Source organism: Pseudomonas sp. FBCC-B1565 (assembly GCF_059133265.1).
Genome location: NZ_CP101438.1, coordinates 5,620,036 through 5,633,041, shown reverse-complemented (window position 1 = coordinate 5,633,041; position 13,006 = coordinate 5,620,036). Strand labels below are relative to the sequence as shown.

Annotated in this window: 14 protein-coding genes; 11 read left to right on the top strand and 3 right to left on the bottom strand. The window is 58.7% G+C overall.

Annotated features, from left to right (window positions below; all coding sequences use genetic code 11):
* Window positions 1-4: 4 nt before the first annotated feature.
* Window positions 5-1,099: a cell division protein ZapE gene (gene zapE / locus NL123_RS26115; protein ID WP_058423024.1), complete on the top strand. Its 1,095-nt coding sequence runs from the start codon at window positions 5-7 to the stop codon at window positions 1,097-1,099.
* A 68-nt stretch (window positions 1,100-1,167) separates the two neighbouring features.
* Here zapE and NL123_RS26110 read toward each other — a convergent pair whose 3' ends face one another.
* Window positions 1,168-2,088 (bottom strand): GlxA family transcriptional regulator, encoded by a 921-nt coding sequence (locus NL123_RS26110; RefSeq protein WP_494358344.1) that lies wholly within the window; start codon window positions 2,086-2,088, stop codon window positions 1,168-1,170.
* Window positions 2,089-2,308: 220 nt separating this feature from the next.
* On the opposite strand from NL123_RS26110, the gene NL123_RS26105 reads away from it, so the two are divergent.
* Complete coding sequence (locus NL123_RS26105) at window positions 2,309-3,445, top strand: acyl-CoA dehydrogenase family protein (protein ID WP_494356634.1); 1,137 nt, start codon at window positions 2,309-2,311, stop codon at window positions 3,443-3,445.
* A gap of 113 nt (window positions 3,446-3,558) precedes the next feature.
* On the opposite strand, the gene NL123_RS26100 is transcribed toward NL123_RS26105, so the two are convergent.
* Window positions 3,559-4,599: an NADP(H)-dependent aldo-keto reductase gene (locus NL123_RS26100; RefSeq protein ID WP_494356633.1), complete on the bottom strand. Its 1,041-nt coding sequence runs from the start codon at window positions 4,597-4,599 to the stop codon at window positions 3,559-3,561.
* A 248-nt stretch (window positions 4,600-4,847) separates the two neighbouring features.
* Between NL123_RS26100 and rplM the strand changes: the two genes are divergently transcribed.
* The 8 genes from rplM (at window position 4,848) to NL123_RS26060 (ending at window position 10,645) form a co-directional block, all read left to right on the top strand.
* Complete coding sequence (rplM, locus tag NL123_RS26095; protein ID WP_003188508.1) at window positions 4,848-5,276, top strand: 50S ribosomal protein L13; 429 nt, start codon at window positions 4,848-4,850, stop codon at window positions 5,274-5,276.
* Between the two features lie 14 nt (window positions 5,277-5,290).
* Window positions 5,291-5,683 (top strand): 30S ribosomal protein S9, encoded by a 393-nt coding sequence (gene rpsI, locus NL123_RS26090; protein WP_002555064.1) that lies wholly within the window; start codon window positions 5,291-5,293, stop codon window positions 5,681-5,683.
* Window positions 5,684-5,949: 266 nt separating this feature from the next.
* Window positions 5,950-6,543: a ubiquinol-cytochrome c reductase iron-sulfur subunit gene (petA, locus tag NL123_RS26085; RefSeq protein ID WP_016976232.1), complete on the top strand. Its 594-nt coding sequence runs from the start codon at window positions 5,950-5,952 to the stop codon at window positions 6,541-6,543.
* On the top strand, window positions 6,543-7,754 hold the full coding sequence (locus tag NL123_RS26080; RefSeq protein WP_003171746.1) for a cytochrome b: 1,212 nt from the start codon (window positions 6,543-6,545) through the stop codon (window positions 7,752-7,754). Before petA ends, NL123_RS26080 begins: the two co-directional genes overlap by 1 nt.
* Window positions 7,754-8,533 carry a cytochrome c1 gene (locus NL123_RS26075; RefSeq protein WP_071491123.1) on the top strand — a complete coding sequence of 260 codons (780 nt, stop codon included), beginning with the start codon at window positions 7,754-7,756 and terminating at the stop codon, window positions 8,531-8,533. The genes NL123_RS26080 and NL123_RS26075 overlap by 1 nt, the downstream gene beginning before the upstream one ends.
* 149 nt (window positions 8,534-8,682) lie before the next feature.
* On the top strand, window positions 8,683-9,300 hold the full coding sequence (locus NL123_RS26070) for a glutathione S-transferase N-terminal domain-containing protein (protein WP_024073431.1): 618 nt from the start codon (window positions 8,683-8,685) through the stop codon (window positions 9,298-9,300).
* A 17-nt stretch (window positions 9,301-9,317) separates the two neighbouring features.
* On the top strand, window positions 9,318-9,737 hold the full coding sequence (locus NL123_RS26065; RefSeq protein WP_248486150.1) for a ClpXP protease specificity-enhancing factor: 420 nt from the start codon (window positions 9,318-9,320) through the stop codon (window positions 9,735-9,737).
* Window positions 9,738-9,895: 158 nt separating this feature from the next.
* Entirely contained in the window at window positions 9,896-10,645 is a 750-nt protein-coding gene (locus NL123_RS26060) for a FadR/GntR family transcriptional regulator (protein ID WP_248486152.1), read from the top strand.
* Between the two features lie 24 nt (window positions 10,646-10,669).
* On the opposite strand, the gene NL123_RS26055 is transcribed toward NL123_RS26060, so the two are convergent.
* Window positions 10,670-11,827 (bottom strand): phospholipase, encoded by a 1,158-nt coding sequence (locus NL123_RS26055; RefSeq protein WP_248486154.1) that lies wholly within the window; start codon window positions 11,825-11,827, stop codon window positions 10,670-10,672.
* Window positions 11,828-12,061: 234 nt separating this feature from the next.
* Between NL123_RS26055 and kdgD the strand changes: the two genes are divergently transcribed.
* Entirely contained in the window at window positions 12,062-12,973 is a 912-nt protein-coding gene (gene kdgD, locus NL123_RS26050) for a 5-dehydro-4-deoxyglucarate dehydratase (RefSeq protein ID WP_034102171.1), read from the top strand.
* Window positions 12,974-13,006 lie beyond the last annotated feature (33 nt).

The window sequence follows — 13,006 nt, the reverse complement described above, 5'->3', positions numbered from 1 at the left end:
AATTATGACGCCCCTAGAACGATATCAAGCTGATCTGAAACGCCCTGAATTCTTCCATGACGCGGCCCAGGAAACGGCGGTGCGTCATTTGCAGCGCCTGTACGACGACCTGCTCGCGGCCTCGCAAAGCAAGCCAGGGATGTTCAGCAAGCTGTTTGGCAAGAAAGACCACACGCCGGTCAAGGGCCTGTACTTCTGGGGTGGCGTGGGTCGGGGCAAGACCTACCTTGTGGACACTTTTTTCGAAGCGCTGCCGTTCAAGGAAAAGGTACGTACGCACTTCCACCGCTTCATGAAGCGTGTGCACGAAGAGATGAAGACCCTGCCGGGCGAGAAAAACCCGCTGACCATCATCGCCAAGCGTTTCTCTGAAGAGGCGCGGGTGATCTGCTTCGATGAGTTCTTCGTCTCCGACATCACCGACGCCATGATCCTCGGCACGCTGATGGAAGAACTGTTCAAGAACGGTGTGACCCTGGTCGCCACCTCGAACATCGTGCCCGACGGTTTGTACAAGGACGGCCTGCAACGCGCGCGCTTCCTGCCGGCCATCGCGCTGATCAAACAGCACACTGAAATCGTCAACGTCGACAGCGGCGTCGACTACCGCCTGCGTCACTTGGAGCAAGCGGAGCTGTTCCATTTCCCGCTCAATGAGGCGGCCCACGACAGCCTGAAAAAGAGCTTCCGCGCCCTCACGCCGGAATGCACCCAGGCGGTGGAAAACGACAAGCTGATGATCGAGAACCGCGAAATCATCGCGCTGCGTACCTGCGATGACGTGGCCTGGTTCGAGTTCCGCCAACTGTGCGACGGCCCGCGCAGCCAGAACGACTACATCGAACTGGGCAAGATCTTTCACGCAGTGATTTTGAGCGGTGTGGAACAGATGAGCGTCACCACCGACGACATCGCGCGCCGTTTCATCAACATGGTCGACGAATTCTACGACCGTAACGTGAAGTTGATCATCTCGGCGGAAGTCGAGCTCAAGGACCTGTACACCGGTGGGCGCTTGAACTTCGAGTTCCAGCGCACCTTGAGCCGCTTGCTGGAGATGCAGTCCCACGAATTCCTGTCGCGCGGCCACAAACCCTAAGATCGATGTAGATCAAACTGTGGGAGGGGGCTTGCCCCCTCCCACATTTGTCTTGTGTACGCTCTGACTCAGGCAGCCTGCTGGAATTGCTGGCGGTACTGGTTTGGCGATAGCTCGGTGTGTTGCCTGAACAACCGCGCAAAGAAACTCGCATCGTCGTAACCCACCTCATAACTGATGGTCTTGATGCTCTTGCGGCTGCCCGAGAGCAGGCCTTTGGCCGTCTCGATCCGCAGGCGTTGCAGGTAATGCAGCGGCTTGTCGCCGGTGGCGGTCTGGAAGCGGCGCATGAAGTTGCGGATGCTCATGCCGTGTTCCCGGGCCACGTCTTCGAAGCGGAACTTGTCGGCGAAATGCTCTTCGAGCCAGTGCTGGATCTGCAGGATGATCACGTCCTGGTGCAGCTTCTGACCACCAAACCCGATACGTCCCGGCGAGTAGCTGCGCTGCACCTCGTAGAGAATGTCGCGGGCCACGGCCTGGGCGATGTTGGCGCCGCAGAAGCGTTCGATCAGGTAGATGTAGAGGTCGCACGCCGAGGTAGTGCCGCCGGCGCAATACAAGTTGTCGGCGTCGGTGAGGTGCTTGTCCTGGTTGAGCTGGACCTTGGGGAAGCGTTCGCTGAAGGCATTGAAGAAGCGCCAGTAGGTGGTCGCTTCCTTGCCATCGAGCATGCCGGCTTCGGCCAGCCAGAACACCCCGGTGGCTTCGCTGCAGAGCACCGCACCGCGTGCATGCTGTTCGCGCAGCCACGGCAGCACTTGCGGGTAGCGGGTGCACAAGGTGTCGAAGTCATCCCAGAAGGCCGGCAGCACAATGATGTCGGCGTCTTCCAGGCCGCCGTCCACCGGCATGATCACATCACTGAAACTGCACACCGATTGTCCATCGGGGCTGACCAGGCGTGTTTCAAACCCGGGCGTCAGGCCCAGGCCTTGTTGCTTGCCGTAACGCAGGCTGGCGAGGTGGAAGAAATCCTTGGCTTGCATGAGGGTGGAAGCGAATACCCGATCAATGGCCAAAATGCTGACGCGCCGCAAGGGCGTGGAGATTTGGTTAGACATAATTTCATTTATTCTTATAGGGGAAAGTGGTCACCAGACGGCTGGATCGTCTTATTTTTTGTCGCATGTGTCCAGTGTCCCGTGCTGCTTTCGCGGCATAGTCTCTGTGGGCTCGCTCTTGTCCGACAATCCACGCAGGTGACCCATGATTCCCAGAACCTTGTTCAGCCCGGAACACGAACTCTTCCGCGAGAGCGTGCGCACCTTCCTCGAAAAGGACGCCGCGCCGTTCCATGGGCAATGGGAGAAACAGGGCTATATCGACCGCAATTTGTGGAGCAAGGCGGGGGAGGCGGGCATGTTGTGTTCTCACCTGCCGGAGGAATATGGCGGGCTGGGTGCGGACTTTCTATACAGCGCGGTGGTGATCGAAGAGATCAGCCGGCTGGGCCTGACCGGTATCGGCTTTTCCCTGCATTCGGACATTGTTGCGCCGTACATCCTGCATTACGGCAGTGAAGCGCTGAAACACAAATACCTGCCCAAGTTGATCTCCGGCGAGATGGTCACGGCGATTGCCATGACCGAGCCGGGGGCGGGTTCCGACCTGCAAGGTGTGAAGACCACTGCGGTGCTGGACGGCGACGAGTATGTGATCAACGGTTCGAAGACGTTCATCACCAACGGCTACTTGGCCGAGTTGGTCATCGTGGTCGCCAAGACCGATCCCAAGGCCGGCGCCAAGGGTACCAGCCTGTTCCTGGTGGAGGCCGACACGCCGGGGTTTGCCAAGGGCAAGCGCCTGGAGAAGGTGGGCATGAAGGCCCAGGACACCTCGGAGCTGTTCTTCCAGGATGTGCGGGTGCCCAAGGAAAACCTGCTGGGCCAGGCCGGCATGGGCTTCGCCTACCTGATGCAGGAGCTGCCTCAGGAACGGTTGACCGTGGCGATTGGCGCTTTGTCGTCAGCTGAGGCAGCGCTTGAGTGGACCCTGGATTACACCCGCGAGCGCCAGGCGTTTGGCAAAGCGATTGCGGATTTCCAGAACACTCGCTTCAAGTTGGCCGAGATGGCTACCGAGATTCAGATCGGCCGGGTATTTGTCGACAAGTGCATGGCGTTGCACCTGGAAGGCAAGCTGGATGTGCCCACGGCGGCAATGGCCAAGTACTGGGCCACCGACCTGCAATGCAAGGTGCTCGATGAGTGCGTGCAGTTGCATGGCGGCTACGGCTTCATGTGGGAATACCCGATTGCCCGGGCCTGGGCGGATGCGCGGGTGCAGCGGATTTATGCGGGGACCAATGAGATCATGAAGGAGATCATTGCGCGGGCGCTTTGATTGGGCGGTTCTGCTGATGGCCAAATCGGGGGCAAGCCCCCTCCCACACTTGAATGTATTCACAGATCAAAATGTGGGAGCGGGCTTGCCCCCGATAGCGGTCTTAAGATCAGTCAAGGCGCTGGGTTCGGATGATCCTTCTGAATCGCCTCAATCCCTTCCAGCACTTCCTTCGACAGTTTCAGATTGGCACTGGCAATGTTGCTGTCCAGTTGCTCCAGGCTTGTCGCGCCAATGATGTTGCTGGTCACAAACGGCTGCTGTGTCACAAACGCCAGCGCCATCTGCGCCGGGTCCAGCCCATGTTCCTGCGCCAGTGCAACGTAACGGCTGCATGCCGCTTCCGACTGCGGGTTGAAGTAACGGCTGAAGCGGCTGTATTCCGTCAGTCGTGCCTTCGCTGGGCGGGCGCCATTCTCATACTTGCCGCTGAGCATGCCGAACGCCAGGGGGGAGTACGCCAGCAGGCCGCATTGCTCGCGAATCGCGACTTCCGCCAGGCCCACTTCAAAGCTGCGGTTGAGCAGGTTGTAGGGGTTCTGGATCGACACCGCACGCGGCCAGCCGCGGGCTTCGGCCAGGGCGAGGAATTTCATGGTGCCCCACGGGGTTTCGTTGGACAGGCCGATGTGACGGATCTTGCCGGCCTTCACCTGCTCATCCAGCGCTTCGAGGGTTTCTTCCAGCGGGGTGAGGTTGTCTTCGTCCTTGTGCTTGTAGCTCAGTTGGCCGAAGAAATTGGTGCTGCGCTCCGGCCAATGCAACTGGTAGAGGTCGATCCAGTCGGTCTGCAGGCGTTTGAGGCTGGCATCCAGGGCTTCGACGATGTGCTTGCGGTTGTGGCGCAGGTGGCCGTCGCGGATGTAGTCGATGGTGTTGCCGGGGCCGGCGATCTTGCTGGCGAGGATCCAGTCGGCGCGGTCGCCACGGCTCTTGAAGTAATTACCGATGTAACGCTCGGTGGTGGCATAGGTGTCGGCCTTGGGCGGCACCGGGTACATTTCGGCGGTGTCGAGGAAGTTGATCCCCGCGCCTTTGGCCCGCTCGATCTGCGCGAAGGCCTCTGCCTCGCTGTTCTGCTCGCCCCAGGTCATGGTGCCCAAGGCTATCGCGCTCACGTTCAGATCCGTACGGCCCAGCTGTCGATAATCCATCGGGTACTCCTTCAGGGAAAACAATCATAAAAGCAGGTTGAATTTTTTTTCGCAATCTGCATAATTGCCCACCTCTTTCTGCAGTGGAAGTGATGCGCCGCCTGCCGAAGAATCTTGCCGTTGAACGGACGCGCCGACCCGAGCCCCCGATAGCGTCTGTATCCGGCTGCCTTTGACTTGTCAAAGTACGCACTATTCAGTAAGATCCGCCGTCTAATTTACAGGGCGGCCCCTGAGGCTATTAAAGAATGACAACTTTTACTGCAAAACCGGAAACAGTTCAGCGCGACTGGTTTGTCGTCGACGCCGCTGGTCAGACCCTGGGTCGTCTGGCCACTGAAGTCGCCAGCCGTCTGCGTGGCAAGCACAAGCCTGAGTACACCCCTCACGTTGACACCGGTGACTACATCGTGATCATCAACGCTGAGCAGGTTCGTGTAACCGGCAACAAAGCAAGCGACAAAATGTACTACCGTCACTCCGGTTTCCCAGGCGGTATCAAGTCTTCCAACTTCGAAGGCCTGATTGCCAAGAAGCCTGAAGCCCCGATCGAAATCGCGGTCAAAGGCATGCTGCCTAAGGGCCCACTGGGTCGCGATATGTTTCGCAAGCTGAAAGTCTATGCGGGCGCTGTACACCCTCATGCTGCTCAGCAGCCCCAAGAACTGAAGTTTTAACGGAATAGTTCATTATGTCGGCGACTCAAAATTACGGCACTGGCCGTCGCAAAACCGCAACCGCTCGCGTTTTCCTGCGTCCGGGTACTGGTAACATCTCGATCAACAACCGCTCCCTGGACAACTTCTTCGGCCGCGAAACTGCCCGCATGGTAGTTCGTCAGCCGCTGGAACTGACCGAGACCGTTGAAAAGTTCGACATCTACGTCACCGTTATCGGTGGCGGTGTAAGTGGTCAAGCTGGCGCAATCCGCCACGGTATCACTCGCGCTCTGATGCAGTACGACGAAACCCTGCGTGGCGCTCTGCGCAAAGCTGGCTTCGTGACTCGCGATGCTCGTGAAGTTGAACGTAAGAAAGTCGGTCTGCGTAAAGCGCGTAAGCGTCCGCAGTACTCGAAGCGTTAATTCGCTTTACGTTCCACAAAAACGCCCAGCCTCCTCACGGAGCTGGGCGTTTTTTATTGCCTGCGATTTATGCAGAAAAATCGCCGTGACAACTTGCCACATCCGTAGACCCCCTATACTACAAGGCCTGGAGGCGGAGCCCCGGGCAATTCCCTTGTCAGACGTGGGGCTTTTCATTACCATTCGGCAAAATTTTTATAAGTAAAGATTCAACACTTAGTAGACGCCTGATTTAACAGGCCAAAAAGCTGATGGGAGAGGACTGAATGAGCAATGACGGCGTGAATGCAGGCCGGCGTCGCTTCTTGGTAGCAGCCACATCCGTGGTGGGTGCTGCAGGAGCGGTGGGGGCTGCGGTCCCGTTCGTGGGGTCATGGTTTCCCAGTGCCAAGGCGAAAGCCGCAGGTGCACCGGTGAAGGTGAATATCAGCAAGATCGAGCCAGGCCAGCAGATGATTGCTGAGTGGCGCGGCCAGCCGGTTTTCATTGTTCGTCGTACCGAGGAAATCCTGGGAAATCTCAAGAAGATCGAAGGCCAGTTGTCTGACCCCAAATCCGAGAAATCCGACCAACCCGCCTACGCCAAGAATGAAGTGCGTTCGATCAAGCCGGAGATCCTGCTGCTGGTCGGTCTCTGTACCCACCTGGGTTGCTCGCCTACCTTCCGCCCGGAAGTGGCCCCGGTCGATCTGGGCAAGGATTGGGTCGGCGGTTATTTCTGCCCCTGCCACGGCTCCCACTACGACCTCGCTGGCCGTGTCTACAAATCCCAGCCTGCTCCGCTGAACCTGCCGGTTCCTCCGCATACCTACGAAACTGACGACCTCATTGTCATTGGCCTCGATAAGGAGAACGCGTGATGAGCAAGTTCATGGATTGGGTGGATGCGCGCTTCCCCGCCACTAAAATGTGGGAAGACCATCTCAGCAAATATTACGCGCCGAAAAACTTCAACTTCTTCTACTTCTTCGGCTCCCTGGCCCTGCTGGTGCTGGTCAACCAGATCGTCACCGGCGTCTGGCTGACGATGAGCTATACGCCGTCGGCAGAAGAAGCGTTCGCTTCCGTCGAGTACATCATGCGTGACGTCGAGTACGGCTCGATCCTGCGCCTGCTGCACTCCACCGGCGCCTCGGCGTTCTTTATCGTCGTCTACCTGCACATGTTCCGTGGCCTGCTCTACGGCTCGTACCAGAAGCCTCGCGAGCTGGTGTGGGTGTTCGGCATGCTGATCTACCTGGCGCTGATGGCCGAAGCCTTCATGGGCTACCTGCTGCCGTGGGGCCAGATGTCGTACTGGGGCGCCCAGGTGATCATCTCGCTGTTCGGTGCGATCCCTGTGATCGGCAACGACCTGACCCAGTGGATCCGGGGCGACTACCTGATCTCCGGCATCACCCTGAACCGCTTCTTCGCCCTGCACGTGGTGGCCTTGCCGATCGTGATCCTGGGCCTGGTGGTGCTGCACATCCTGGCGTTGCATGAAGTCGGCTCCAACAACCCGGATGGCGTGGACATCAAGAAGCACAAGGACGAAAACGGCATCCCGCTGGATGGCATTCCGTTCCACCCTTACTACACCGTGAAAGACATTGTCGGCGTGGTGGTGTTCCTGTTCGTGTTCTGCTCGATCGTGTTCTTTTTCCCGGAGATGGGCGGGTATTTCCTGGAAAAGCCTAACTTCGAACAGGCCAACGCCTTCAAGACACCTGAGCACATTGCCCCGGTGTGGTACTTCACGCCGTTCTACGCGATCTTGCGCGCGATCCCCGACAAACTCATGGGCGTGATCGCCATGGGCGCGGCCATTGCTGTGCTGTTCGTGTTGCCCTGGCTCGATCGAAGCCCGGTCAAGTCCATGCGCTACAAGGGCTGGCTGAGCAAGATCTGGCTGTGGGTGTTCTGCATTGCGTTCGTGATCCTGGGTGTACTGGGCGTATTGGCACCAACCCCTGAGCGTACGTTGCTGTCGCAGGTCTGCACCTTCCTGTACTTCGCCTACTTCATTCTGATGCCGTTCTACACCCGGCTCGAGAAGACCAAACCGGTTCCGGAAAGGGTGACTGGCTGATGAAAAAGTTATTTGTTGCTTTGATGCTTGCGGCCCTGCCGCTCCTGTCCTTCGCCGCCGAACACGGTGGCCCGGCGCTGGAAAAAGTCGATATCGACGTGTCTGACAAGGCAGCCATGCAAGACGGCGCGCGTACGTTCGCCAACTACTGCATGGGTTGCCACAGCGCCAAGTTCCAGCGTTACGAGCGGGTGGCCGATGACCTCGGTATCCCCCATGAAATGATGCTGGAGAAGCTGGTATTCACCGGTGCCAAGATTGGCGACCACATGACCATCGGCATGAAGCCCGCCGACGCCAAGACCTGGTTCGGCGCGGCACCGCCCGACCTGACCCTGGTGGCACGTGTACGCGGCACCGATTGGCTCTACGGCTACCTGAAATCCTTCTACGAAGACCCGGCGCGCCCTTATGGCGTGAACAACCGTGTGTTCCCGAACGTCGGCATGCCTAACGTTCTGGTCGGCCTGCAAGGCAAGCAAGTGGTAGGATGCAAGCAGATTCAGGTCGTTGAAGACGGCAAGAAGCAATACGATCCGTTGACTGGCACGCCTTTGACTCATGAAGCGTGCGATCAACTGAAGATAGAAACCCCAGGTTCGTTGACAGACGAGCAGTTCGACGAGAAGGTCAAGAACCTCGTGACCTTCCTGGCCTACTCGGCCAACCCGGTCAAACTGCAGCATCAGCGCATCGGTACGTATGTGTTGCTGTACCTGGCCTTCTTCTTCGTATTCGCCTATCTGCTCAAACGCGAATACTGGAAGGATGTGCATTGATCCAACCGTAAGCAATTGCTGTTAATCTTGCGCGCCCAGCGGCATCTCTGAATACGTAGCGGTCTGGTTGTACCAGGCGTTACAGAGATGCTCTCTGGGCGCGCTCGTTTTTGAGCTTTCGATAATTTCAACAAGCGAGGAGGACCGCCATGGGCGTGACCAACCGGTTGGCCTGTTACTCCGACCCCGCCGACCACTATTCCCACCGAGTACGTATCGTGCTCGCAGAGAAGGGTGTCAGCGCCGAGATCATCAGTGTGGAAGCAGGTCGTCATCCACCCAAACTGATCGAAGTGAACCCCTACGGCAGCTTGCCCACCCTGGTCGATCGTGACCTGGCGTTGTGGGAGTCGACCGTCGTGATGGAATACCTGGATGAGCGTTACCCGCATCCACCCTTGCTGCCGGTGTACCCGGTGGCGCGTGCCAACAGCCGCCTGCTGATCCATCGGATCCAGCGTGACTGGTGCGGGCTGGTGGATGTGATCCTGGATACCCGCAGCAAAGAGGCGGCACGTGTACAGGCGCGTAAGGAATTGCGCGAGAGCCTGACCGGCGTTTCGCCGCTGTTCGCCGATAAGCCTTTTTTCCTCAGTGAGGAACAAAGTTTGGTGGATTGCTGCCTATTACCGATACTCTGGCGTTTGCCGATTCTTGGTATTGAACTGCCGCGGCCAGCCAAGCCGCTGCTTGATTACATGGAGCGCCAGTTTGCGCGTGAGGCTTTCCAGGCGAGTCTGTCTGGTGTCGAACGCGATATGCGCTAAGGCTTAAGGAGCCGCTGATGAACTCCAGTCGACCCTACCTGGTCCGCGCGCTCTATGAGTGGATTGTGGACAACGATTGCACCCCGCACATGCTGGTCAATTCGGAATTTCCTGCGGTTCAGGTACCGCAGGGTTTTGCCAGCGACGGGCAGATTGTGCTGAACGTATCACCCAGTGCCGTACGCCATCTGCACATGGACAATGAAGCGGTCAGCTTCGAAGGGCGTTTCGGCGGTGTGCCGCATACGCTGTACGTGCCGATTGGCGCCATCCTCGGCATCTATGCCCGGGAGAACGGCCAAGGCATGGTGTTCGATCTGGAGTCGCCTTTCGAGGACGACGAATCGATCGAAAGCGAAGAGGGTGATGATCAGCCGCCACCAGACTCCGAGCCACCGCGCCCCAGCGGCCGGCCGAGCCTAAAAGTGGTGAAATAACCGGCGTTCCCCTCGGGGTTAGCCGAAAAAAAGCCTCGACCTGTGTCGGGGCATTTTTTTGCGCGAAGGATGTAGATGAAAGTCGCGCCCGGACGGTGATCGTACAACCACCATGGGCTATGATGCGTGCTCAAGTTCGCCGAGAAAGATGATTCATCATGGAAAACGCCAACACCGCCCCTCGTCTTCCCCGCAAGCGCCGCAGCCTTGCCCAGGAATTGGTCACGGTGTTGTCCGAGCAGATCCGCGACGGCCAGCTCAAGCGGGGCGACAAACTGCCCACCGAGTCGGCGATCATGGACGCCCATGGCGTCAGCCGCACGGTGGTGCGTGAAGCCATCTCACGCTTGCAGGCGGCAGGGCAGGTGGAAACCCGTCATGGTATCGGCACCTTTGTGCTGGACACGCCGAGCCCGAGCGGCTTTCGCATCGACCCGGCTACCGTGGTGACCCTGCGTGACGTGCTAGCGATTCTGGAATTGCGGATCAGCCTGGAAGTGGAATCCGCCGGCCTGGCCGCCTTGCGCCGCAGCGATGAACAACTGGCCGCCATGCGTGCGGCGTTAGACGCCCTGAATGAAAGCGCGGCCCACGCCGGCGATGCGGTGGCCTCCGACTTTGCCTTCCACCTGGAAATCGCGCTGTCCACCGGCAACCGCTACTTCACCGACATCATGACCCACCTGGGCACCAGCATCATTCCGCGCACCCGCCTGAATTCGGCGCGCCTGGCCCATGATGACCAGCAGCACTACATGAGCCGCTTGAGCCGTGAGCACGAAGAGATCTATGAGGCGATTGCCCGCCAGGATTCGGATGCGGCGCGGGCGGCGATGCGTTTGCACCTGACCAATAGCCGCGAGCGGCTGCGCCATGCCCATGAAGAGGCAGAGGCGCAGCGCATCTAGAAGTGCTGCCTGTAGGCGCGGTTGTCAGTTTGTCGGGGTGTTTGGCTTGTAGTCCTTGAGCAGCAGGTAAGTGCTCCACCCCCACCAATCATTCGTCCAGCGCTTGTCGTTCAGGTCATTCACATCCTTGCGGCGCAGCACCTTGTCTCCCTCCATCTTGAACAGCGGCGAAAAGTTGTTCGCCGGGTTCTGTGCCGCATTCAGGTCGGGCACATACAGCGGTGCCTTGAAGTTGGCCGGGGAGGGCGCGGCACCACTGATAAACGTATCGAAGATCTCATCGGCTGAAGCTTGCACCGCACGTTTGACCTGCATCCGGTTGTCCGCATCGATATCATCGAAGTAGCGCTTGTCCCCATACGCGTGCCATTGATCGCCCAGGGCATTGCGCACTTTCAGCCCGAATTTGCTGTCTTCATCGTGCATGAAGCGGCTGATCAGCGAACCCAGTTCACCGGGTGTCACCACCGCTGCCAGTTGTTTGCGCGGTACACGCAAGTGGCCTGCCGAAAACAGATCGGTCAAAAAGTGATCAGCAAAGCTGTTCATGGCATAGGCCAGTTCCAGCGCCTGGTCGGTACCGATCTGGTGCGCCACGACGGCTTGTTGCAGCGCCACTGTGTGCCCCGCCAGGTACGCGGACAGCGCCCATTCGCCGAAGTGGTCGGCATTGTCTGCCGCCAGCTTCAGGTAGCGGCCCAGTGGGATCAGCGCTGACACCGCACTGCCACCGCCGGTGATGCGGTTCCATTCCTCAGACAACGTATCACCCAAGGCGTCGTAGGCTTCATGGGCCTGCTTGCCATCCTTGATCGCTTGCTTGACTGCATTGATCTCCTTTTGCATCACCGCGAGGATCTTGTGCGCTTCTTCCCGCGAGGCGGGTAGCGCGGCGAGCGTGTTGAAAGCAGCGGAAAAGCGTTGCACACGTTCGGCAGGGGAGGCGCCATCACTGATGGGCTGGCCGGGGATGCCATAGAAGTCGCCGCCCAAGGCAATGATCTGGCCATAGGTCAACGCCAGCCCGTTGGGCAGGTGCAGCTCGACTTGGCGGGCGGGAATTGCCGGGGCGTCCTTGGCGAAGCGCAGTAGCGTGTCGTCGCCGATGGCGGTGTGTTCACCCCCTTCGAAACGCAGGACAGGTGGTTTTTTTTCGGATACTGCGAGATCAAGACCTGACATGTTAGCTCCTTGCTATGTCGTAGGAATCTTCCTTAATAACTGTATGTATATACAGTTTTATCGAGCATAGAGTAAAAACTTCCTACGTCAAGACGGTGCTCTTCAACCCCTCGTTGAATGAAGTCTGATGAATTGCAGTTGACGAATCTTTTTATAGTTGTACGATGACGTACGACATCACCAAAACCAACAACAACCTTTCGATAGAAAGTCTTCGCCCAGGGTGTTCGAATAATGAATCCACAAGAACTGAAGTCCATCCTCTCCCACGGTCTGCTGTCTTTTCCGGTGACCGATTTCAATGCCCAGGGTGACTTCCACCAGGCGGGCTACATCAAGCGCCTGGAATGGCTCGCCCCTTACGGCGCCACTGCCTTGTTCGCTGCCGGCGGCACCGGTGAGTTTTTCTCCCTCGCCGCCAGCGAATATTCCCAGGTGGTGAAAACCGCCGTTGATACTTGCGCTACCAGCGTGCCGATCCTCGCCGGTGTCGGCGGTTCGACCCGCCAGGCCATCGAGTACGCCCAGGAAGCCGAACGCCTCGGCGCAAAAGGCCTGCTGCTGCTGCCGCACTACCTCACCGAAGCCAGCCAGGACGGCGTTGCCGCCCACGTAGAAGCGGTGTGCAAGTCGGTCAAAATCGGCGTGGTGGTCTATAACCGCAACGTCTGCCGCCTGACTGCGCCGCTGCTGGAACGCCTGGCCGAGCGCTGCCCGAACCTGATCGGCTACAAGGATGGCCTGGGTGACATCGAGTTGATGGTGTCGATCCGCCGTCGCCTGGGTGACCGTTTCAGCTACCTCGGCGGCCTGCCGACTGCTGAGGTTTACGCCGCTGCCTACAAGGCCCTGGGCGTGCCGGTGTACTCCTCGGCGGTGTTCAACTTCATCCCGAAAACCGCGATGGATTTCTACCACGCGATTGCCAAGGACGATCACGCCACCGTCGCCAAGATCATCGACGACTTCTTCCTGCCGTACCTGGACATCCGTAACCGCAAGGCCGGTTACGCGGTGAGCATCGTCAAGGCAGGTGCAAAAATCGCCGGCTACGACGCAGGCCCGGTGCGCACGCCGCTGACCGACCTGCTGCCGGAAGAATACGAAGCCCTGGCCGCGCTGATCGACAAGCAAGGCGCGCAATAACCTATCTACAAGGCCGCTGAGCAATCAGCGGCC

Coding starts and splice junctions, on each gene's coding strand:
- NL123_RS26055 (WP_248486154.1), bottom strand. CDS start 11,827: ATGTCAGGTCTTGATCTCGCAGTATCCGAAAAAAAACCACCTGTCCTG.
- rpsI (WP_002555064.1), top strand. CDS start 5,291: ATGTCGGCGACTCAAAATTACGGCACTGGCCGTCGCAAAACCGCAACC.
- kdgD (WP_034102171.1), top strand. CDS start 12,062: ATGAATCCACAAGAACTGAAGTCCATCCTCTCCCACGGTCTGCTGTCT.
- NL123_RS26070 (WP_024073431.1), top strand. CDS start 8,683: ATGGGCGTGACCAACCGGTTGGCCTGTTACTCCGACCCCGCCGACCAC.
- NL123_RS26060 (WP_248486152.1), top strand. CDS start 9,896: ATGGAAAACGCCAACACCGCCCCTCGTCTTCCCCGCAAGCGCCGCAGC.
- rplM (WP_003188508.1), top strand. CDS start 4,848: ATGACAACTTTTACTGCAAAACCGGAAACAGTTCAGCGCGACTGGTTT.
- NL123_RS26100 (WP_494356633.1), bottom strand. CDS start 4,599: ATGGATTATCGACAGCTGGGCCGTACGGATCTGAACGTGAGCGCGATA.
- zapE (WP_058423024.1), top strand. CDS start 5: ATGACGCCCCTAGAACGATATCAAGCTGATCTGAAACGCCCTGAATTC.
- NL123_RS26065 (WP_248486150.1), top strand. CDS start 9,318: ATGAACTCCAGTCGACCCTACCTGGTCCGCGCGCTCTATGAGTGGATT.
- petA (WP_016976232.1), top strand. CDS start 5,950: ATGAGCAATGACGGCGTGAATGCAGGCCGGCGTCGCTTCTTGGTAGCA.
- NL123_RS26080 (WP_003171746.1), top strand. CDS start 6,543: ATGAGCAAGTTCATGGATTGGGTGGATGCGCGCTTCCCCGCCACTAAA.
- NL123_RS26105 (WP_494356634.1), top strand. CDS start 2,309: ATGATTCCCAGAACCTTGTTCAGCCCGGAACACGAACTCTTCCGCGAG.
- NL123_RS26075 (WP_071491123.1), top strand. CDS start 7,754: ATGAAAAAGTTATTTGTTGCTTTGATGCTTGCGGCCCTGCCGCTCCTG.
- NL123_RS26110 (WP_494358344.1), bottom strand. CDS start 2,088: ATGCAAGCCAAGGATTTCTTCCACCTCGCCAGCCTGCGTTACGGCAAG.